The 21,596-nt window shown below is 61.1% G+C and carries 19 protein-coding genes; 6 read left to right on the top strand and 13 right to left on the bottom strand.

What is annotated here, in order from left to right; translation table 11 throughout:
• The first annotated feature begins 143 nt into the window (after positions 1-143).
• From HX875_RS31755 to HX875_RS31745, 3 genes are all read left to right on the top strand, one after another.
• Positions 144-1,394: an OprD family porin gene (locus HX875_RS31755; RefSeq protein ID WP_177048889.1), complete on the top strand. Its 1,251-nt coding sequence runs from the start codon at positions 144-146 to the stop codon at positions 1,392-1,394.
• 119 nt (positions 1,395-1,513) lie between these two features.
• A complete protein-coding gene (locus HX875_RS31750; RefSeq protein ID WP_177048887.1) occupies positions 1,514-3,031 on the top strand; it encodes a M91 family zinc metallopeptidase in 1,518 nt (505 codons plus the stop codon).
• An 86-nt stretch (positions 3,032-3,117) separates the two neighbouring features.
• Positions 3,118-4,065: a polysaccharide deacetylase family protein gene (locus HX875_RS31745; RefSeq protein WP_371321509.1), complete on the top strand. Its 948-nt coding sequence runs from the start codon at positions 3,118-3,120 to the stop codon at positions 4,063-4,065.
• 9 nt (positions 4,066-4,074) lie between these two features.
• On the opposite strand, the gene HX875_RS31740 is transcribed toward HX875_RS31745, so the two are convergent.
• Together HX875_RS31740 and HX875_RS31735 are read right to left on the bottom strand one after the other, a co-directional pair.
• A complete protein-coding gene (locus tag HX875_RS31740; protein ID WP_177048885.1) occupies positions 4,075-4,770 on the bottom strand; it encodes a potassium channel family protein in 696 nt (231 codons plus the stop codon).
• On the bottom strand, positions 4,760-6,088 hold the full coding sequence (locus HX875_RS31735) for a TrkH family potassium uptake protein (RefSeq protein ID WP_177048883.1): 1,329 nt from the start codon (positions 6,086-6,088) through the stop codon (positions 4,760-4,762). The genes HX875_RS31740 and HX875_RS31735 overlap by 11 nt, the downstream gene beginning before the upstream one ends.
• A 261-nt stretch (positions 6,089-6,349) precedes the next feature.
• On the opposite strand from HX875_RS31735, the gene HX875_RS31730 reads away from it, so the two are divergent.
• A complete protein-coding gene (locus HX875_RS31730) occupies positions 6,350-7,963 on the top strand; it encodes a M91 family zinc metallopeptidase (protein ID WP_218170906.1) in 1,614 nt (537 codons plus the stop codon).
• Positions 7,964-7,977: 14 nt separating this feature from the next.
• Here the strand turns inward: HX875_RS31730 and pcaC are convergent, their stop codons facing one another.
• The 11 genes from pcaC to pcaR all read right to left on the bottom strand — a co-directional run bounded on the left by pcaC (position 7,978) and on the right by pcaR (position 18,778).
• Positions 7,978-8,376: a 4-carboxymuconolactone decarboxylase gene (gene pcaC / locus HX875_RS31725; protein WP_177048881.1), complete on the bottom strand. Its 399-nt coding sequence runs from the start codon at positions 8,374-8,376 to the stop codon at positions 7,978-7,980.
• 84 nt (positions 8,377-8,460) lie between these two features.
• Positions 8,461-9,252: a 3-oxoadipate enol-lactonase gene (gene pcaD, locus HX875_RS31720; RefSeq protein ID WP_177048879.1), complete on the bottom strand. Its 792-nt coding sequence runs from the start codon at positions 9,250-9,252 to the stop codon at positions 8,461-8,463.
• 10 nt (positions 9,253-9,262) lie between these two features.
• Positions 9,263-10,627, bottom strand: coding sequence for a 3-carboxy-cis,cis-muconate cycloisomerase (locus tag HX875_RS31715; protein ID WP_177048877.1), 1,365 nt, complete (start codon positions 10,625-10,627; stop codon positions 9,263-9,265).
• Positions 10,628-10,676: 49 nt separating this feature from the next.
• On the bottom strand, positions 10,677-11,972 hold the full coding sequence (locus HX875_RS31710) for an MFS family transporter (RefSeq protein ID WP_177048875.1): 1,296 nt from the start codon (positions 11,970-11,972) through the stop codon (positions 10,677-10,679).
• 180 nt (positions 11,973-12,152) lie between these two features.
• Positions 12,153-12,719, bottom strand: a complete 567-nt coding sequence (gene pcaG / locus HX875_RS31705) for a protocatechuate 3,4-dioxygenase subunit alpha (RefSeq protein WP_177048873.1) — start codon at positions 12,717-12,719, stop codon at positions 12,153-12,155.
• Between the two features lies 1 nt (position 12,720).
• Positions 12,721-13,425 carry a protocatechuate 3,4-dioxygenase subunit beta gene (pcaH, locus tag HX875_RS31700; RefSeq protein ID WP_177048871.1) on the bottom strand — a complete coding sequence of 235 codons (705 nt, stop codon included), beginning with the start codon at positions 13,423-13,425 and terminating at the stop codon, positions 12,721-12,723.
• A gap of 28 nt (positions 13,426-13,453) precedes the next feature.
• Entirely contained in the window at positions 13,454-14,659 is a 1,206-nt protein-coding gene (pcaF, locus tag HX875_RS31695) for a 3-oxoadipyl-CoA thiolase (protein WP_177048902.1), read from the bottom strand.
• Complete coding sequence (locus HX875_RS31690) at positions 14,656-15,438, bottom strand: CoA-transferase subunit beta (RefSeq protein ID WP_172834582.1); 783 nt, start codon at positions 15,436-15,438, stop codon at positions 14,656-14,658. The genes pcaF and HX875_RS31690 overlap by 4 nt, the downstream gene beginning before the upstream one ends.
• The gene (locus tag HX875_RS31685) at positions 15,435-16,292 is read right to left on the bottom strand and encodes a CoA transferase subunit A (protein ID WP_177048869.1); all 858 of its coding nucleotides are present in this window, start codon (positions 16,290-16,292) and stop codon (positions 15,435-15,437) included. Before HX875_RS31685 ends, HX875_RS31690 begins: the two co-directional genes overlap by 4 nt.
• 148 nt (positions 16,293-16,440) lie before the next feature.
• Positions 16,441-17,787 (bottom strand): MFS transporter, encoded by a 1,347-nt coding sequence (locus tag HX875_RS31680; RefSeq protein ID WP_177048867.1) that lies wholly within the window; start codon positions 17,785-17,787, stop codon positions 16,441-16,443.
• Positions 17,788-17,935: 148 nt separating this feature from the next.
• Positions 17,936-18,778, bottom strand: coding sequence for a pca regulon transcriptional regulator PcaR (gene pcaR, locus HX875_RS31675; RefSeq protein ID WP_003219833.1), 843 nt, complete (start codon positions 18,776-18,778; stop codon positions 17,936-17,938).
• A 622-nt stretch (positions 18,779-19,400) separates the two neighbouring features.
• On the opposite strand from pcaR, the gene HX875_RS31670 reads away from it, so the two are divergent.
• Positions 19,401-19,601 (top strand): hypothetical protein, encoded by a 201-nt coding sequence (locus tag HX875_RS31670; RefSeq protein WP_003219834.1) that lies wholly within the window; start codon positions 19,401-19,403, stop codon positions 19,599-19,601.
• A 311-nt stretch (positions 19,602-19,912) separates the two neighbouring features.
• Positions 19,913-21,388: an inorganic phosphate transporter gene (locus HX875_RS31665; protein ID WP_177048865.1), complete on the top strand. Its 1,476-nt coding sequence runs from the start codon at positions 19,913-19,915 to the stop codon at positions 21,386-21,388.
• Positions 21,389-21,596 lie beyond the last annotated feature (208 nt).

Genomic DNA, 21,596 nt, shown 5'->3' with positions numbered 1-21,596 from the left:
CGGCCAGCCCTGCCGCGGGGCTGGTCCTGCAACTTGCGTTCGATCATCGCCCAAAACCCGCTCCACCCCAATTGAAACGCCCCCGCACCGCCCCGCACCATGGCCCGCACCTGCATAACCCCAATAACAACAGGTCCGACACCATGAGCATCCTTGACCCGCGCCAGCTATTGCTGGCAACCGCTGTTGCCAGTCTCGCCCTTCCCGTTCTCGCCGAAGAACACGGCTTTCTCGAAGACGCCAGCGCCAACCTCAACCTGCGCAACTTCTTCTTCAACCGCAACTTCACCAACCCGACCAAAGCCCAGGGCGGCGCACAGGAGTGGACGCAAAGTTTCATTCTCGACGCCAGGTCCGGTTTCACCCAAGGCACCGTCGGGTTCGGTATGGACGTGCTCGGCCTGAGCTCGCAGAAGCTCGATGGCGGACGCGGCACCGGCGGTACCCAACTCCTGCCGCTGGACCGCGATGGCGAGCCCGCCGATAACTTCGGACGCCTCGGCGTTGCGTTCAAGGCCCGGATCTCGAAGACCGAAGTGAAGGTGGGCGAGTGGATGCCGGTGCTGCCGATCCTGCGTTCCGACGATGGCCGCTCACTCCCGCAAACCCTGCGCGGCGGGCAAATCACTTCCAAAGAAATCGACGGCCTGACCCTGTACGGTGGCCAGTTCCGCGCCAACAGCCCGCGGGACGACAGCAGCATGACCGACATGTCGATGTTCGGGAAAACCGCGTTCACCTCCGACCGCTTCAACTTCCAGGGCGGCGAATATGCCTTCAACGACAAACGCACCCAGATCGGCGTGTGGAACGCCCAGCTCAAGGACATCTACAGCCAGCAATACCTCAACCTGATCCACAGCCAGCCCGTGGGCGACTGGACCCTGGGCGCCAACCTCGGGTTCTTCTACGGCAAGGACGACGGCAGCGCCCGCGCCGGCGACCTCGACAACAAGACCTGGTCCGGCTTGTTCTCGGCTCGATACGGCGGCAACACCTTCTACGTGGGCCTGCAAAAACTCACCGGCAACAGCGCCTGGATGCGGGTCAACGGCACCAGCGGCGGCACCCTGGCCAACGACAGCTACAACGCCAGCTACGACAACGCCCGGGAAAAATCCTGGCAAGTGCGCCACGACTACAACTTCGCCGCCCTGGGCATCCCAGGCCTGACGTTGATGAACCGCTACATCAGCGGCAGCAACGTACACAGCGGCACGGTGACCGACGGCAGGGAATGGGGACGGGAAAGCGAAGTGGGCTACGTGGTGCAAAGCGGAACGTTGAAAGACCTCAATGTGCGCTGGCGCAATTCCAGCATGCGCCGGGACTACAACAACAATGAGTTTGATGAAAACCGGCTGATCGTCAGTTACCCGATAAGCCTGCTGTAAGCCGGCGGCGCACGTGCTGAATCAGTTCGATGCAATACCGGGTGGAACCAGTCCCGCTCGATAGAGAACGTAGAGGTATACCTGCCGCACGTGTCGGCAGGCGATGCTCTCGCCCTCTGATGGCGCAGCTGAAAACCCACCCTCCCGACTTGAAGGCCACGCCATTGAACAGCATAGATTTTCGTCATCCGCCCGCCTACGATCCGCCCGTACGGTTACCACAGCATGTGCAGGAGCCCATTCAAATCAAGACCAGCACGCTGATCAATGATGGCAACCTGCACGCCAGCCGGGTGGTCACCTGGGATCTCCGGCACCCCGACCAGGCGGAAATACTGAATGACACCCTGCTGATTGAAACCGGCAATCACCCAGACATCGTGCACATCAGCAAACACCACAGTGGGCAGTTACGGGTCAGCGTGAATGGCCGATCCTATTGGCTTAAGCCCTCGGACACGCAGGATGGGCCGCCGCCACTGCTGCATATCAAGACCCAGGGCGGCAATGACCGGGTAAGGATTGACAGTGATGTCAGGCTTGCCGTCAAAGTCGAAGCCGGTGACGGTCACGACCACGTCCAGGCGGGCGGCGGCGCAACATGGCTGTTCGGCGGCGCGGGCAACGACACCCTTCGCCTGGCCGACGGCACAGGCTACGCCGAAGGCAATGATGGCGACGACCTGATCACGGGCGGCACCGGCAGCCACGTGATGTATGGCAACAACGGTAATGACCGGTTGTATGCCGGGGCTGGAACCTGCGGCAAACAGAGTTACCTGGACGGTGGCCAGGGCAACGATCATCTTTACGCGGGCAATGGCCATACGGTCATCCATGGAGGCCGGGGCGATGATGTGCTGGTGGGTCATGATCGGACTACGTTCTACACCGGCCTGGGTAACGACAGGGTCTTCTCCAATGGAGGCGAAAACCTCATCTATGGCAAGGCCGGCGACACGGTCTACGGCGCCCGCCGTTCAACCGTCAGCCAGGTAACACCCAGTACCGCAGGCGCCCAGGGCCTGGCCGTCGAAGGTTCGGACGCCTTCAGGCAGCGCGTCGCGGATGACCTTGAACTGCTGCGCAACTCACCCAGCGGCCAGGCGATGCTGATGGCAATGGATGCGGCGGCCAGAAAAAACGGTGGGCCCGTCACGATCAAGGAAGAACTTCATATCGATGACAGCCAATACGTTTTCGATAGCGAGGAATTGAGGGCGTGGATGCAACACTCGCCAGTCGATACCGACGGCCCTATTGAAGGCGCGATCAAAAACGGCGTACCCGGCTCTAGTGCAACTCAGGCTTATATCCGTTTCAACCGGACGTCCTTACACATCACCCCTGGCAATGTCGCCCCCCCCTTGACCATGCTGTACCATGAACTGGCGCACGCCTATAACGGTGCCAACGGCACGTTTCTTCCCGGGTTCATGCTGGAGGGGCATCCAGGCGAGTCGCCACGGTACGTGGCCAATAACGAACGCCAGGCGGTCGGCCTTGAAACTGACGCCCCGCCGTTCGACTTCGATAACGACCCCGCCACGCCAGCCACGTCAACCAACCCCAAACCCTTTACCGAAAATACGTTGCACGAAGAAATGGGCAGGCCCTTGCGCCGTCGTTACTCCTGACACGTTGTGCGATAACCGGCTGATCGTCAGTTACCCGCCAAGCCTGCTGTAAAGCCTCGCGGGACTTGCTGTATGGTGCGCGTGTCATGGATGACCCGAACCAGCAGCCAACGTCTTCGAGTCCGCCGTCCACCATGAAACCCTTCGCCATCGCATCGGCCCTATTGGTCCTGGCCCTGAGCCTCAGCGGCTGTATTGGTCCGCCCCTGGCCCTCACACCGCAGACCGAACAACGCCTGAAAACCGAAGCGCCAATTCGTTTTTTGCTGACCTTCGATGACGGCCCCAGCGCTTCGGGTTTTATGAACCCCAGCCGCTCGGTGATGGCTGACCTGGCGAATAACCCGATACAGCCGGGCATCAAGGCGGTGTTCTTTTTGCAGACCGAGGCGCCCCGCTCCGGCGGCAACCTACGGGGTCGCAAGACCATGGAGCGGGAATTCGCGGCCGGCCATATCCTGGCCTTCCACACCGCCACGCCGTGGCACAGCAATCATCGCTCGCAGAATCCGGTTGAGCTGGAGCACTACCTCAGCCTGGGTTCGTCGACCCTTCAGTCCATCACCGGCCAGCCACCCACGCTGGTACGCCCGCCGTTCTGGAATTACGACAAACGCACGTTCGCCGCCTACCAGCAGCATGGGATGCATGTGCTGCTCACGGACCTGAGTGCGAATGACGGGGTGATCTGGGTATTCAACGGCAGCCCGCGTCGTCGGGAGAACCTGATACGCCAGTTGTCGGTACTGCGCGAGCGCATTGCCAAGGGTGAGTTACCGACCGTGGACGGTGTGATTCCGGTGGTGGTGACCTTTCACGACATCAACCGCTACACCGCCTGGCACCTGAAGGAATACCTGCAAATCCTGATGGACAGTGCGCACATCAACGGCGTACCGGTCGCTACGCAGCCGTTCTATACCGACCGGGCGGCCTTGCAGCGCGCCGCCATGGCCCGCACGGTAAAGGACGCCGACGAAGTGGTGCATCTGCCGGGCGTGTGGAACTGGGTGTGGGACGCGGACTCTCACTGATCGCTCGGATCAGCTCGAGTGGCCGGCAAATTTCTGGATAAGGTGCGTCGGGCCGGACACGATCAGCAGATCACCCGGCAGCACCAGGGTGCTCGGGGTGGCATGCTGGAAATCCTGGCTGGCGCGCTTGAGCCCGACGATCGTCACGCCGAATTTTTCGCGGATCTGCCCGTCGGCCAGGGTGTTGTTGTGACACGACAACGGGGAATGAATCTTCGCGATGGCAAAACCGTCGTCGAACTCAATGAAATCGATCATCCGCCCGGTAATCAGGTGAGCCACCCGCTCGCCCATTTCCTTCTCCGGGTAAACCACATGATGGGCGCCAATGCGCTGGGCTATCTGACCGTGCTCGGCGGTGCGGGCCTTGACCCAGATATCCGGAATCCCCAGTTCGGTCAGGGCCATGACGGTCAGCAGGCTGGCGGACAAGTCGGTGCCAATTCCCACAATAGCGTGGGCAAAGTCGGCAATCCCCAGTTGGCGCATGACCTGCAGGTTGGTCGAGTCGGCCTGGGCCGCGTGGGTCAAGAGATCGGCCCACTCATGCACCGGCGCAGGGTCGCTGTCGATCCCCATCACATCATGGCCCAGGCGCATCAACGATTGGGCCACCGAGCCACCAAAGCGGCCAAGCCCGATCACCACCACGCTGTCGCCTTTGGCGAAAGAAAAGCGTTCTGAAAATAACAAGTTAGCCAACAATTGGATGTTCCTCCGGGTAGCGGTACGGCATGCGGTGCTCCCCCAGCGCCAGCGAGGCCGCCAGGGTAATAGTGCCAACACGCCCGATGTACATCAGCAGGGTCAGCACCAACTGGGCCGAGGTGGGGAGATCGGCGGTAATGCCGGTGGACAAGCCCACGGTGCCAAACGCCGAGATGACTTCGAAAATCACCTGGTCGGTGGGCAGCGCGGTTTCACGCAGGATAAACAGCGTCGCCAGCACGATCAGCGCGCTGCTCAGCACCAGCACCGTAATGGCCTGGCGCTGGGCCGGGGCGCCGACTCGCCGGCCAAATGCCTCGCAGTCACTGTTCCCGCGAATTTCGGCAATCACCAGCAAGGCCAGGATCGCGACCGTGCCAACCTTGACACCACCGGCCGTGCCCGCGCTGCCACCGCCGATGAACATCAGGAAGTAATGCACGGCCCAGCTTTCCGGGGTCAGTGCGCCAATCTCGATGGAATTGAACCCGGCAGTGCGGGCGGAAACCGAAGCAAATGCCGCCGAGAGCAGTTTATCGGCCACGGCCATCGGGCCCAGGGTGGCCGAGTTGTCCCACTCGAACAGCAGCAGCGTGAGCAACCCCAGCATCAGTAAAATGGCGGTGCCGGCCAGGGTGAGCTTGGTATGCAGTGACCAGCGACGGGGCTGATTGAACCGGCTGCGCAAGTCGTACAGCACCGGAAAACCAATGCCGCCGATCACAATCGCCGCCATGATCGGCAGCAACACCCAGCCGTCTGCGGCATAACGCATCAGGCTGTCGGGATAAATCGAGAACCCCGCGTTATTGAACGCCGATACCGCATGAAACAGGCCGCTCCATGCCGCGTCGCTCCATGGCTGGCCGTAGGCAAAATGAAACCTGAGGGTGAGCCAAACGGCCGCGATGAGTTCCAGGGCGAACGTCACCACCAGCACCAATTTGGCCACGCTGGCGATGTCGCCCACGCCCAATGAGCGCGACTCCAACTGTGCGACCATTTTGGTACGCAGGCGCAACCGGCTGTTCACCATCAAGCCGAGCAACGTGGCTACCGTCATGATGCCGAAGCCACCGAGCTGGAACAGCAGAAGAATCACCGACTGACCGAAGGTCGACCAGTACGTGCCGGTGTCCACCACCACCAACCCGGTCACGCAGACGGCGGACACCGCCGTAAAGAAGGCCGTCACCCAAGGAACGGCGGCCCCTTCAGCCTGGGAGATTGGCTGCATCAGTATGAAGGTTCCGGCCAGTATGGCGGCCAGGAACACCAGGGCAACTACCCTGGCGGGATGCAGCAGTAATTTCATTGGGTATCAGGGCTCGGGGCGTAACAGAGAGGGCCGTAGCGCAGGATAAACACGACGCGCCATAGGAGCTGTAGGAAGAAGCCGTCACTCATTATCAGCATAGCTGAAACACTCAAGTGCCCATCCGTAGGACCGTCTACTGCGTTGCACAGCCTCGCGACGACAGGTAACAGTAATCGCCCCAACATCCCGAGTGCCATGAGGAACTCGCCCCCAAGATGCGCCACACAAAAGGGTATATCCACACAGAGATAAGCCCCCATGAATATGTCTCCCCTTCTCGGTTCGCCGGCACTCAACCCACAGGTGATATCACCTGCAACGGCAGATTCGAAGGCGTCCTCACCGCCTGTCCCAGTGGTCATCACCGGCAAATCGTCGCGATATATTGGTCACGACAGGCCACTGGACTTCTGGTATTTCTCTGCCCACTCCAGGCTCACCCCGGACCAGAATCCGATGGATAAAAACGAGAAAAAGTACGTCAATACCGACGTATTGCGACACGACCAAAATGTGAAGATCTACCAGGAGATCACCTACGTCAGTAAAAACGGACAGCCTGTGGGCTCTACCGGTAACGAGTTCATCATCGAGACAGGCAACCAAGCCGACAAGGTGATCATCAAAAAAGGCCCGGACGACAGCCTGATCGCGCTCATCAACAAAATACCCTACCAACTGAACCTGCTTCGCTCCCCTGACGGCAGTGAAACTCAACCCCTGCGCATCAGAACAAACGGCGGCAACGACTGCGTTCTGATCGACCCTCAGGTCGCGAACGATATCCGCATCGAATTGGGTGACGGCAACGATTACGCCAGGGCCGGCGCGGGCAACACCCGACTCTACGGCGGAGCGGGCAACGACACTCTAAAACTCGGCAGCGGCAACGGCATCGCGTTCGGCGACGATGGCAATGATTTGCTGATCGCAGGTTCCGGTAACAGCGTTCTCAAAGGCAACAACGGCAACGACCGTATGCAAGCCGGCCAAGGATCACCGGAACGCCGCCTGTTCATGGACGGAGGTGATGGCCATGACTTCATGATTGTCACCCGCAATGACACCGACATCCCGGCAGTCATACACGGAGGCAAAGGTGAAAATCTGATCGTGACCCATGGCCCCGCCACGATCTATACCGGGCGCGACCGGAACATTGTCAGGTCCGATAACGACGACACCGTCATCTACGCCAAGACTTCGGACGAGATTCACCGCACGCCAGGTTCCACACGCGTTCACACACAACCCGAGCAGGCGGGTAAAAGTGGCTACATCATTGAAGGTTCTACCGAGTTCAAACAACGGGTAGAGGACGATATGGAGTTGCTGAGAATGTCACCGCAGGGCAAGAAAATGCTCGGCACTGCCGACGCCACGGCCCAGCGCAACAACGCCCCGGTTCGCATCACTGAATTCACGGGCGATAACGGTGTTTATTATTTCAATAACGCCGCGGTTCGCAACCATCTGGCAGCAGGTGAACCCCTTGAAACCCTGGCACCCGCGGCCCAGGGCTATATCACCGATCATCAGCGCGGTGCTGTCGCCACCGCCGGCGAAATACAGTACAACCCCTCCTTCTCGCTTGATGAGGACAACGCGCCGGTCAACGCCCTCTATCACGAAATGGCCCATGCCTATAACGGTGCAACCGGGACCTTCCTGCAGGGCGACACCGCCATACCGGAGAACCCCGAAGGCGAATCCAACGATGAACGACAAGCGGTAGGCTTGCCTACCGCCACGCAGCCGTTTGACTTCGATAATCACCGCGCGACCGCGCCTACGACTACCAATCCCACGCCTTTTACGGAAAACGCCCTGAGGGACGAAATGGGACGCCCATTACGCGCCCATTACACTTAACAGGCACCGCTCACTCAGGCCGAATCGCGCGACTCCACACCGAGTTCGTCCCACACCGACTCGGCCAGATGAAACGTCGCGTTGGCCGCCGGAATCCCGCAGTAGATCGCGCTCTGCATCAGCACTTCCTTGATCTCGGCGCGGGTCACGCCGTTACTCGCGGCGGCCCGCAGGTGCAGCTTCAGTTCTTCACTGCGGTTCATGCCGATGAGCATGGCGATGGTGATCAGGCTGCGGGTATGCCGGGGCAGGCCCGGGCGGGTCCAGATATCACCCCAGGCGTGGCGGGTGATCATTTCCTGGAACTCGCTGTTGAACTCGGTCAGGGCATTGAGGCTGCGGTCGACATGGGCGTCGCCCAGCACTTCGCGGCGCACTTGCAGGCCGTCGGCATAACGTTGTTTCTCGTCCACAAAAAGCTCCTCATGCAACTATCGACGACAGGCACCTACCTGTGGCGACGGAGCAAGCTCGCTCGCCACAGGGTTTAGCGATACTCAGCGGGCTAACAGAAATTCCAGTACGCGGTCGCTGAACGCCACACCGGCTTGCACGTTGGACAGGTGCGCCGCGTAGAACTCGGCATACTCGGCGCCCCTCACCTGCTCCTGGATAAAGTGCCCACCGGAAGGCGGTGTGACCGCATCTTCAGTGCCGGCAATCACCAGGGTCGGCACTTTGATCAATGCCAGTTGCTCGCGCAAATCCGCGTCGCGGACCGCCGCGCAGTTGGCGGCATAGCCTTGGGGATTGGTCGCCGCCAGCATGTCGGTGATCAGCTTGGCTTGATCAGGATGGGCGTCGGCGAAATCGGCGGTAAACCAACGTGCGATCGAGGCGTCACGCAGGGCCACCATCGCAGCCGAACCGTCCCGCAGGACCATCTCGATGCGCGGGTTCCAGATCTCGGGCGTGCCAATTTTCGCGGCGGTGTTGCACACCACCAGCCGGCGCAGGCGCTCACCGGCATTGATGCCCAGCCATTGGCCGATCAGGCCGCCCATGGACAACCCGCAAAAATGCGCGCGTTCGATCTGCAGCGCATCCAGCAACGCCAATACGTCATGGCCCAACTGCTCGATGCTGTAGGGGCCTTCTGTCACCAGTGACTTGCCGTGGCCACGAGTGTCGAAACGCAGCACCCGGAAGTGCTTCGTGAACGCCTCGATCTGGATGTCCCACATGTGCAGGTCGGTGCCCAGGGAGTTGGACAGCACCAGCACCGGTGCGTCTTCGGGGCCATCGAGTTGGTAGTTCAGTGCGCCATCGGCGAGTTGTACAAATCCCACAGCAGCCTCCTCAGGCAGTCAAAGCAAAATGTTCGGCCACGGCCCGGGTGACCCAGGTTTGCGCCTGGCCCAGGTAGTGCGCCGGGTCCAGCAGGCGATCAAGTTCGGCGGCCGAAAGCTCGGCCGTCACTTGCGGCTCATCCCCCAGCACCGCCCGCAGGTGGCGCCCGTGCGCGACGGCGCGTTTGCAGCATTGTTCCAGCAGATGGTGCGCAGTTTCGCGGCCCAGGCGTTGGGCGAGCACGATGCTGACCGCTTCGGCCAGCACCAGGCCTTGGGTCAGGTCAAGGTTTTGGCCCATGCGCCCGGGGTCGACTTCCAGGCCTTCGCTGACCAGCAGCGCCTGATGCAACGCACCGGACACCAGCCGGCAAATCTCCGGCAAGGTCTCCCATTCGGCGTGCCACAGGCCCAGGCTGCGCTCGTGCTCCTGGGGCATGGCGCTGAACATCGTCGCCACCAGGCCGGGCACGCGGGTGGCGGCGCTGATCAGCACGGCGGCGCCCACCGGGTTGCGTTTGTGGGGCATGGTCGAGGAGCCGCCTTTGCCGGGTGCCGACGGTTCGAACACTTCCGCCGCTTCGGTCTGCATCAGCAGGCTGATGTCGCGGCCGAGTTTGCCCAGGCTACCGGCGATCAGGCCAAGCACCGAGGCAAACTCCACCAGGCGGTCGCGCTGGGTATGCCAGGGTTGTTCCGGCAGGCCCAGTTGCAACTCGGCGGCCAGCGCTTGAGCCACCGGCATCGCCTGTTCGCCGAGGGCCGCCAGGGTGCCGGAAGCACCACCAAATTGCAGCACCAGCAAGCGCGGCTTGAGTTCGCTGAGGCGTTGCCGACTGCGGCTGACTGCGCCGAGCCAGCCGGCGATTTTCATGCCCAGCGTGACCGGTGTTGCATGCTGCAACCAGGTCCGGCCAGCCAACGGGGTTGCGGCATAACGTTGAGCCTGGGCGGCAAGGATGTCACCAAGCCGCGCCAGGTCGTGTTCGATCAATTCGACCGCGCTGCGCAGTTGCAGCACCAGGCCGGTGTCCATCACATCCTGGCTGGTGGCGCCCAGATGCACATAACGTTCGGCGCCGGCATCTTCGCTGGCGATCAACTTGCCGAGGGCCTTGACCAACGGAATCGCCGAATTGCCTGCCGTGGCAATCGCCTCGCCGAGGGCATCAACGTCGTAGAGAGAAGCCAGGCAGGCCTGGGCAATGGGTGCGACGGCCGCGTGCGGGATCAACCCCACCTGGGCCTCGGCCCGGGCCAGCGCCGCTTCGAAATCCAGCATGCCCTGCAAGCGCCCCTGGTCGCAGAACACTTCGGCCATGCCGTTGGCAGTGAAATAGGCGTCGAACAGTTGGTTGCTCGTGCGCATGCTCATAAAACATCCCTAGGTGGCGCATACCCGGCAACGGGCATGCGCCAGCCGGTTACAGATCGTGGTGCAAGTACGCCGCCTCTTTGGGCAGGCGCAAGCTGAACAGGAACGCCACCGCCATCATCGCCGTGACGTACCAATAGAAGGTGTTCTCCATGCCCAGGGACTTCAGGCCCAGGGCCACGTACTCCGCCGAACCACCGAAGATCGCGTTCGCCACCGCATACGCCAGGCCCACGCCCAGTGCACGCACTTGTGGCGGGAACATTTCGGCTTTCACCAGCCCGCTGATGGAGGTGTAGAAGCTCACGATGGCCAGGGCCAGGGTGATCAGCACAAAGGCCAGGAACGGGCTGCTGACGGTTTTCAGGGTCAGCAGGATCGGCACGGTGAACAGGGTGCCCAGGGCGCCGAACCACAGCATCGAATTACGCCGGCCGATCTTGTCTGCCAGCATGCCGAACACCGGCTGCATGCACATGTAGAAGAACAGCGCGCCGGTCATGATGTAGCTGGCCGTCTTGGCGTGCATCCCGGCGGTGTTCACCAGGTACTTCTGCATGTAGGTGGTGAAGGTGTAGAAAATCAGCGAGCCGCCGGCGGTGTAGCCGAGCACCGTGATAAACGCCGCCTTGTGATCGCGGAACAGCGCGGTAATGCTGCCGGCGTCCTTGTCTTCACGCATTTCCTTGCTGGTGGTTTCTTTCAGGGTGCGACGCAGCAACAGCGAGATCACCGCCGCGATGGCGCCGATCACGAACGGAATCCGCCAGCCCCAGGCCCGCAGTTCTTCTTCGGTGAGGATCTGTTGCAGGATCACCACCACCAGCACCGCCAGCAGTTGCCCGCCGATCAGCGTCACGTACTGGAACGAGGCGAAGAACCCGCGCTGGCCCTTGAGGGCGACTTCACTCATGTAGGTGGCGGTGGTGCCGTATTCGCCGCCGACCGACAGGCCCTGGAACAACCGGGCCACCAGCAGCAAGGCCGGGGCCCATGCGCCGATGTCTTTGTAGGTGGGCAAAAACGCGATGACCAGGGAGCCGGCGCACATCATCAGCACCGAGATCATCATGGAATTCTTGCGACCGTGTTTATCCGCCACCCGGCCGAACAGCCAGCCGCCGATGGGACGCATCAGGAAGCCGGCAGCGAACACGCCAGCGGTGTTGAGCAGTTGCACGGTGGGGTCGTCCGACGGGAAAAACGCCGGGGCGAAATAGATGGCGCAGAAGGCATAGACGTAGAAGTCGAACCATTCGACGAGGTTGCCGGAAGAGGCACCGACAATCGCAAAAATCCTTTTGCTGCGTTCTTCTCCGGTGTAGTGGCTCGTTTTTGTTGTCATGTTTTTTCACTCAGTGGGAACGGTTATAGCCTAGACATACTTTGCAACAACCATGTTCCGCAAGCAGACTTTTGGATATTTGTTGCCTGGGCTGGCCTCATCGCGGGCAAGCCCGGCTCCCACATTTGGAATGCATTCCCCTGTGGGAGCTGGCTTGCTTGCGATAAATCCCCCGCCAACTCAATAATCGAAGAACACCGTTTCTTCGTCTGTGCCCTGCAAAATCACATTCCACTGATACACACCCGCCGCATCCGCCTTGGCGATCAACGTGCGCCGCCGCTCCTGGGGCACACACGCCAGCAGCGCGTCATCCCCATTCAGCGCCTCACCGTCAAAGTAAATCCGCGTCAGCAGGTGCTTCACCAATCCACGGGCAAACACCAACACCACCAAGTGCGGCGCCTGGGTCGTGCCCTTCAACCCCGGCACGCTGCCCGGCTTGATGGTGGTAAACCGAAACCGCCCTTCGGCATCCACCGGCACCCGGCCAAAACCTTCGAAGTTCGGGTCCACCGCCTTGTCCTGGTCATCTTCGGGATGGTCGTACTTGCCGGCCGCATTGGCCTGCCAGACTTCCAGCATGGCGTCGTTGACCACATCGCCGTTGCCATCCACCACCTGCCCGGTGATCGCCACACGCTCACCGAGGGTTGCTGCAACGGTCAGGTCTTCGCGGTTCAGCCAGGTCAGGCCGATGTGGTAATACGGCCCGACGGTGTGGGAAGTAGTCGCGTTGAGGCTCATCTCATTTCTCCATCGGCGTGGCGTCGCGGCCGCGCAGGACGATGTCCCAGCGGTAGCCGAGGGCATAGTGCGGAATGGTTTTTTCCAGATCGAACGAGGCGATCAGGCGTTCCTTGGCGGACGTATCCGGGACGCAGTTGTAGATCGGGTCGTAGGCCAGCAGCGGGTCGCCGGGGAAGTACATCTGCGTCACCAGCCGCGTCAGCACACTCGGGCCGAACAGCGAGAAGTGGATATGCGCCGGGCGCCAGGCGTTGTGGTGGTTGCCCCACGGGTAGGCACCGGGCTTGATGGTCTGGAACTGGTACCAGCCATCGGCGTCGGTGACGGTACGGCCCGTGCCAGTGAAGTTCGGGTCCAGCGGCGCGTCGTGCACGTCGCGTTTGTGGTTGTAGCGGCCGGCAGCATTGGCCTGCCAGATTTCCACGAGGATGCCGGGCACGGGCAAGCCGTTTTCATCCAGCACACGCCCGTGAATGATGATGCGCTCGCCCTGGGGCTCGCCTTCGTGCTGGGCGGTCAGGTCGTTGTCCTTCTCGTTGATCCGCTCGGCACCGATGGTCGGGCCGGTGATTTCCGACAGGGAATGGGGCAGGAACACCAACGGTTTGGACGGCGAACGCAGGTTCGTCGACTGGTACGCCGGGTGCAGGTAATCAGGCTGAGTACCCGCTTGCGGGCGCCGGTATCCGGGCTTGTCACTCATGGGGCAATCCTCTTTATTTTTGTGGGTCTCAAACGCGTTCGATCGCCAGGGCCAAACCTTGGCCAACACCCACACACATGGTCGCCAGGCCTTTGCTGCCGCCGGTTTTTTCCAGCTGATGCAACGCGGTCAGCACCAGGCGCGCGCCGCTCATGCCCAGCGGGTGGCCGAGGGCAATCGCGCCGCCGTTCGGGTTGACCTGGGGTGCGTCGTCGGCAATCCCCAGTTCCCGCAGTACGGCCAGGCCCTGGCTGGCAAAGGCTTCGTTGAGTTCGATCACATCAAAATCGGTGACCGCCAGGCCCAGGCGCTCCACCAGTTTGCGCACCGCCGGCACCGGGCCGATGCCCATTACACGTGGCGCCACACCGGCGCTGGCCATGCCCAACACCCGAGCGCGGGCAGTCAGGCCGTGTTTTTTGACGGCTTCGGCGGAGGCCAGGATCAGCGCGGCGGCACCGTCGTTGACGCCCGAGGCGTTGCCCGCGGTGACGGTCTTGTCGGGGCCGTTGACCGGCTTGAGTTTGGTCAGGGCCTCCAGGGTGGTATCGGCCCGTGGGTGCTCGTCGTGCTCGACCACGGTTTCGCCTTTTTTGTGGGCGACCCGCACCGGCACGATCTCTTCAGCGAAGAAGCCGGCGGCCTGTGCAACGGCGGTACGTTGCTGGCTGCGCAGGGCGAAGGCGTCCTGGTCGGCGCGGGAAACCTGATAGTCGTCGGCCACGTTGTCGGCGGTCTGCGGCATCGGGTCGACGCCGTACTGGGCCTTCATCAACGGGTTGATGAAACGCCAGCCGATGGTGGTGTCTTCCAGCTTCATGTTGCGCGAAAACGCTGCATCCGCCTTGCCCATCACGAACGGCGCGCGGGACATCGACTCGACGCCACCGGCAATTGCCAGCTCCATCTCGCCGCTGGCAATGGCACGGAACGCCGTGCCGATGGCGTCCATGCCCGACGCGCACAGGCGGTTCAGGGTGACGCCGGGAATGCTCTCCGGCAGGCCGGCCAGCAGCGCGGCCATGCGGGCGACGTTGCGGTTGTCTTCGCCGGCCTGGTTGGCGCAGCCGAGGAACACTTCGTCCACCGCATTCCAGTCCACCGACGGGTTGCGTTCCATCAGGGCCTTGATCGGCAGCGCCGCCAGGTCATCGGCGCGCACGGTGGACAAGCCTCCGCCAAAACGGCCGATGGGGGTACGAATCGCGTCACAGATAAATACGTCGCGCATCAGGCTTCTCCGGGGGCTTGGCCGTGGGCGGCAGCGGTGCGTGCTTCAAGGTCGCGCAGGGCAGTCAGTTCAATCTCGGTGGGCTCGGCGCTGGTGGTCACCTGGTCGGCGAAGCGGATCGCCCAACCGGTGGCGGCCACTACTTGCTCACGGGTCACGCCGGGGTGCAGGGCGGTGACGACAAACTCGTGGCTGCCCTCCTCCGGTTCCATGATGCACAGGTCGGTAATAATCCCTACAGGGCCGGCGCCTGGCAGACCCAAGCGTTTACGCGAGTCGCCGCCTTCGCCGTGGCCAACCGAGGTAATGAAATCCAGTTTGTCGACAAACGAACGGGCCGACTGCTTGAGGATGATCAGCACGCTCTTGGCGGAGCCGGCGATCTCCGGTGCGCCACCGGCACCCGGCAGGCGCACTTTGGGCTGGTGATAATCACCGACCACGGTGGTGTTGATATTGCCGAAACGGTCGACCTGGGCCGCACCGAGGAAGCCGACGTCAATGCGCCCGCCCTGCAGCCAGTAGCGAAAAATCTCACCGGTCGGCACTACGGTGTCAGCGGTTTCCGCCAGCTCGCCGTCACCGATGGACAGCGGCAGTACCGACGGCTTGGCGCCAATCGGGCCGGACTCGTAGATCAGCACCACGTCGGGCGACGACGTCAGGCGTGCCAGGTTGGCGGCCTTGGAAGGCAGGCCGATGCCGACGAAGCACACCGAACCATTCTTCAGGCGGCGCGCGGCGGCGACGGTCATCATTTCGTTGGTGGAGTAAGCCATTATTTGGCCTCCTGCGCGGTAGCCAGCTTGGCCTGGAATTCACTGAAGTTGGCGGTGCCGTGGATGTATTCGTTGATCCACGCGGTAAACGTCTCACGGTCCCGGGCGATCGGGTCCCAGGCCTGGTAGAAACGGTTATCACGCTCGGTGTAACCGTGGGCGTAGGACGGATGCGCGCCGCCTGGCACGTGGCACACGGCGGTCAGGGCCCAGGTCGGTAATACACAGGCGTTCATCGGCGCGTTGAGGTCGTCGACGATCTCTTCGACGGTCACGATGCAGCGCTTGGCCGCCAGGGCCGCTTCCTTCTGCACCCCGAGGATGCCCCACAGCAGCACGTTGCCCTTGCGGTCAGCCTTTTGCGCGTGGATCACAGTGATGTCCGGGCGTACCGACGGCACCGCTGCCAGCACTTCTCCAGTGAACGGGCAGGTTACGGTCTTGATCAGCGGGTTGACCTTGGGCAGGTCGGAACCGGCGTAGGCACGCAGCACCGCAAATGGCAGGCCGGAGGCACCGGCGACGTAGGCATTGGCCAGGTCGGCGTGGCTGTGCTCTTCGATCTCCAGCGGTTGCGGCCATTGTTTTTCAACCGCGTCCCGCAGGCGATGCAGGGAACCCACACCCGGGTTGCCGCCCCAGGAGAAAATCAGCTTGCGTGCACAGCCGGCGCCGATCAACTGGTCGTAGATCAGGTCGGGCGTCATGCGCACCAGCGTCAGGTCTTTCTTGCCCTGACGAATGATTTCATGACCTGCCGCCGTAGGAATCAAGTGAGTAAAGCCTTCGAGTGCAACGGTGTCACCGTCATTCACGAACTGCTTCACGGCCTCGGCCAGGGAAAGGATTTCAGCCATGGGGTTGGGCTCCCGGTATGGATCGAAAAAGGCGCTGGAGGCAGCGCCGAAGTGCTTGAAGATTAAGCCGGGGGTCGGGGCCAAACAATCCGATAATCGACTGAGTGTTCGATTATCGAACGGATTGTTGTCTTGCTATCGGTCGGCTTTACGTCGCGTCTGCATGGCTGACCATGCCCTTGATCACCACCGCCGTGGTGGCCAACGCCGCCGGAATCACCAGGGCCGTCAGCACCTGTTCGAAGTTCCAGCCCAGGCCCAGCAAGGTCGCGCCCATCCAGGCACCGAGGATCGCGCCAAAACGGCCGATGCCGAGCATCCACGAGACACCGGTGGCGCGGCCTTGGGTCGGATAGAAACGCGCGGCCAACGACGGCATCGCCGATTGCGCACCGTTGACACACATCCCGGCGATCAGCACCAGGGTCGCCAGCAGCGTGATATTGCCCAGGCTCTGCCCCACCGCGTAGGCAAATACCCCGGCCAGCAGGTAGAAGGTGCCGATAACTTTGTGGGGATTGAACCGGTCCATCGCCCAGCCCACACCGACCGCACTCAACACGCCGCCAAACTGGAACAAGGCGCCGATAAACGCGGCCTGTTCCATGCTGGCGCCGCTGTCGCGCATCAGGGTCGGTAGCCAACTGGTAAGCAGGTAAACAATCACCAGGCCCATGAAGTAAGTCAGCCACAGCAGCAAGGTGCCGGCGCTGTAGGTGCCGGAGAAGATCACCGCGAATACGTTGCGCGCCTTGACGGTTTTTTGCTCGGGCACGCTGAAGCTTGAGGCCTGGGCGACAACGGCGGGGTCAATGGGCGCGAGGGTCTTGCGCACCTTGTCGGTGCCGCGATTGCGCACCACCAGGTAACGCGCCGATTCCGGCAGCCAGAACAGCAACACCACGGCGAGGATCAACGGCAAAATTCCGCCAATCATCAGCAAGCTGTGCCAGCCGAAGGCCGGAATCAACTTGGCCGAGATAAACCCGCCACCGGCCATGCCCAGGTTGAAGCCGCAGAACATGCTGGTCACCAGCAAGGATTTATGGCGTTCCGGGGTGTATTCGGAGAGCAGCGTCGTGGCGTTCGGCATCCCGGCACCCAGGCCCAGGCCGGTGAGGAAACGCAGAATCAGCAATTGATCAACGTTGCTGCTGTAGGCCGACGCGAGGCTGAAGGCACCGAATACCAGCACTGCCCCTACCAGCACCACCTTGCGCCCAAAGCGGTCGGCCAACGGGCCGGACCCCAGGGCACCGAAGACCATGCCGATCAACGCGGCACTCATCACCGGGCCGAGGCTGGCGCGGTCGATGCCCCAGTCCTGGGACAGCGCCGGGGCAATAAAGCCCATGGCGGCGGTGTCGAGGCCGTCGAGGAACACAATGAGAAAACACAGGATCACCACCCGCCACTGATACCGCGACAGCGGTTGGGCGTTGATGAAGGACTGAACGTCCAGGCACGTACCGACAGCAGGTGAAGGCTGATTCATTATTTTTATTTCCACACCGATGGGCGGGCGAACGACGTTGGGTCGTCATTATTATTGGGGCGGCGCCATGAAGCGCTGCCGCACATTAATAAGCCTGGGGAAACACCGTCAATTCATCCGGCCGGTATCTGTGCGATCACCGAACAGCTTAGGCAAACAGCTGGGCACTCAACTCCTGGCTGGCGCTGAGCATGCTCGGCAGGAAACGCTGCTCCAGCTCACTGCGGCTGACCCGCCCGGCATGGGTGCTGACATTCAACGCCGCCAGCACCTGGCCGGAAGCGTCGTACACCGGCACGGCGATGGAACGCAGGCCCTGCTCCAGTTCCTGGTCGACAATGCACCAGCCCTGTTGCCGCACTTCCTGCAGGCATTCGAGCAAGGCTTGCGGGGTGGTGAGGGTGCGGCTGGTCTTGGTTTGCAGGTCGGCGTGGTCGAGGTAGTCCTGCAGCGAGGCGTCATCGAGTGCCGCCAGCAGGATGCGGCCCATGGAGGTGCAATAGGCCGGCAGGCGCCCGCCCACCGACAGGTCGACGGAAATCAGGCGCTGGGTGGTGGCCGAGCGGGCGATGTAGAGGATGTCGTCGCCCTCCAGGGTCGCCATGTTGCAGGCTTCGTGAAGTTGCTCGCTCATGCGGTCCAGATAGGGCTGGGCCGATACCGCCAGGGGCGTGGACGACAGATACGCGTGGCCGAGGGTCAGCACCTTGGGCAGCAGCGAGTAGGTACGCCCGTCAGTGGTGGCGTAGCCGAGTTTGATCAAGGTATGCAGGCAACGGCGTACGGCAGCGCGGGGAATTTCGGTGCGATGGCTGATCTGGGCGATGGTGAGGTGGCGCTTGCGCTCCTGGAACGCTTGCACCACGGCCAGGCCACGTGCCAGGGAAGTCATGAAGTCCGGATCACCGGTAAACGCCTGGATGCGCTTGGCCGGTGAAGCAACGATCGGCGGCGCCACTGATGCGAAGGAGTTGCGCAATTGATCGTTCATGTGGGGTCCTTTCTCTTGTTTTTAACCGCTGCGGGAGGGTAACCGCTATTACAAGCCGCCATGCAATGGGTACACAAGGCAGGGCAGCCAACATTGTGCGATTATCGGACGATCATTCGATTATCGCAATTTGACACTGCCGGCCGGTGCCGGGCCCAAATCGGAGCTTCACTTGACCTGTTTTCAAAATCGACTGATGTACGAAAGAACTTAAGGTTTATTTACCGCCTGTAAAACACCGCACAATTTATGGCGCCAATAGTTCAGCAAGTACCCCACATGCGCACGTAACAAAACCCTCACACAAAGTTGACGATTTTTAACTTGATGATGATAGTGTTATTCAAACGCATCGCTATAATGCATCCTGTGTAGAGGCCAGCCTCGTCTAGCCCCCGAGGACGAACCTCACCCAGCCATGCACTGGCTTTGTGCAAGCTGCGCCGCAAGTACCTGACACTCATTTCAAATGCCTGCCAACTGCTTGTGGCTGAGAAAAAGAAAACTGTTGCTACGACAGCTGTTCTTCTCCGGTATCGTGGCCGCGCGGAATAAGGAAATGTTTTGTCCTTCCTGGCATCGCGCTTCACCGGAATCAAACTCAACTCAATTAGGTAACAATGTGACGAAAGACGAACTGCGCGCGGAACTTGAGCGCCAGGAACAACGTTACAAGGATGTTTACGGCGGGGAAGTCACCACCTACGCCGCCCAGCCAGAACCTGAACGCAAGCCATGGCGCAAACGAGCCAGTCTGCTCGACCAGGCCTTTGCCCAGGAAATCCAAAAGATTGAACAGGACCTCAAAGCCGAAGAGCCATAAGCGATTCGGGTTGAGCAGTCACAAGTGCCATCTCTCTGCCAGTACTGCGCTGGTGGAGGGAAGCCCCTTTTGGCCGTCTTAGCGAAATTTCATACAATTGTTTCAGATATACCTTTTCGGTGCTTAAACCCACATATTTCACAAATCTTCTTTATAAATCAAACACTTGCCAAAGCCCCGAAAACAGCGGGACGCGCGCCTCGCCCCCATTTTTTTTCGTTGAAGAATGTTACCGATGAGCAGCTAGTGCATTGATTACCGATGTTTTCTGGCATAATCGCGCCCCCTTACGACCGGGTCAGAAAACCTTCATGATCGATTTATTCAGCGGACTGGATGCTTGGGTTCTCGTGAGCCTGTTGCTCGCCCTGGCCTTTGTCCTCGCCTTCGAGTTCATCAATGGCTTTCATGACACCGCTAACGCGGTTGCCACAGTCATCTATACCAAAGCCATGCCTCCGCATCTGGCCGTGTTCTTCTCCGGGGTGTTCAACTTCCTCGGCGTGTTGCTCGGCGGTGTCGGTGTTGCCTATGCCATCGTGCACTTGCTGCCGGTGGAGTTGCTGATCAATGTGAACACCGGCCACGGCCTGGCCATGGTCTTCTCATTATTGGCAGCGGCGATCACCTGGAACCTCGGCACCTGGTACTTCGGGATCCCGGCGTCCAGTTCCCACACCCTGATCGGTTCGATCCTTGGTGTCGGCCTGGCCAACGCCCTGATCAACGACATCCCGCTGGCTGACGGCGTGAACTGGCAGAAAGCGATCGATATCGGCGCCTCGCTGGTGTTCTCGCCGATGGCCGGTTTCGTGGTGGCAGCCCTGGTGCTGCTGGGCCTGAAATGGTGGCGCCCGCTGTCGAAGATGCACAAGACGCCGGACCAGCGCCGCAAGCTCGACGACAAGAAGCACCCGCCGTTCTGGAACCGCCTGGTACTGGTGATTTCGGCCATGGCCGTGAGCTTCGTGCACGGCTCCAACGACGGGCAGAAAGGTATCGGCCTGATCATGCTGGTGTTGATTGGTATTGTGCCGGCACAGTTTGTACTGGATCTGGGCAGCACCACTTACCAGATCGAGCGTACCCGCGACGCCACCCTGCACTTGAATCAGTTCTACCAGCGCAATCATGAAACCCTCGGTGAGTTCCTTGCCCTGGGCAAGAGTGTGCAAAACGATCTGCCGGGCAAGTTCCAGTGCAATCCGCAGCAGACTGAGCCGACCATCAACGCCCTGCTGGGTACATTGAAAGGTGTCTCTGACTACCATTCGTTGACCGCCGAGCATCGGATTGAAGTGCGTCGTTATCTGTTGTGCCTGGATGACACCGCGAAGAAGGTTGGCAAGTTGCCTGGCCTGGATGCGCGTGAGAAGTCGGACCTGGACAAGTTGCGCAAGGACCTGACCGCTACCACGGAGTACGCGCCGTTCTGGGTGATCCTGGCGGTAGCGTTGGCCTTGGGCCTGGGCACCATGGTGGGCTGGAAGCGTGTGGTGTTGACCATTGGCGAGAAGATCGGCAAGCAGGGCATGACCTATGCTCAGGGCATGTCGGCGCAGATCACCACGGCCAGCATGATTGGCTTGGCTAACATCTTCAGCCTGCCGGTTTCTACGACCCATGTGTTGTCTTCGGGTGTGGCGGGGACCATGGTGGCTAACAAGAGCGGGCTGCAGGGCGGCACCGTCAAGACCATTCTGATGGCTTGGGTGTTGACGCTGCCGGCGACTGTGGGCCTTTCGGCCGGGTTGTTCTGGTTGGCTTCCAAGGCTTTGGGTAGCTGACAGGTCTTTGGCTTGTGAAGAAGGTGCGACCTGTGAGGGTTGCGCCTTTTTTTATGGCTGGGGTTTGGGTGTATATCCGTTTTTTGGGTGATGGCTGATATGGGTTCCGCTCTTACAGCGGCTCACTTTTGAAAAGCGCAAAAGTAAGCAAAACGCTCTTGCCCCACCACTCGGCACCTCGCTAATGCTCGGTGTGCCCGAACGCAGG

Source organism: Pseudomonas yamanorum, assembly GCF_013386765.1.
Classification (GTDB): domain Bacteria; phylum Pseudomonadota; class Gammaproteobacteria; order Pseudomonadales; family Pseudomonadaceae; genus Aquipseudomonas; species Aquipseudomonas yamanorum_A.
The sequence above is the reverse complement of the archived record's forward strand: the minus strand, read 5'-3'. Positions and strand labels throughout refer to the sequence as shown.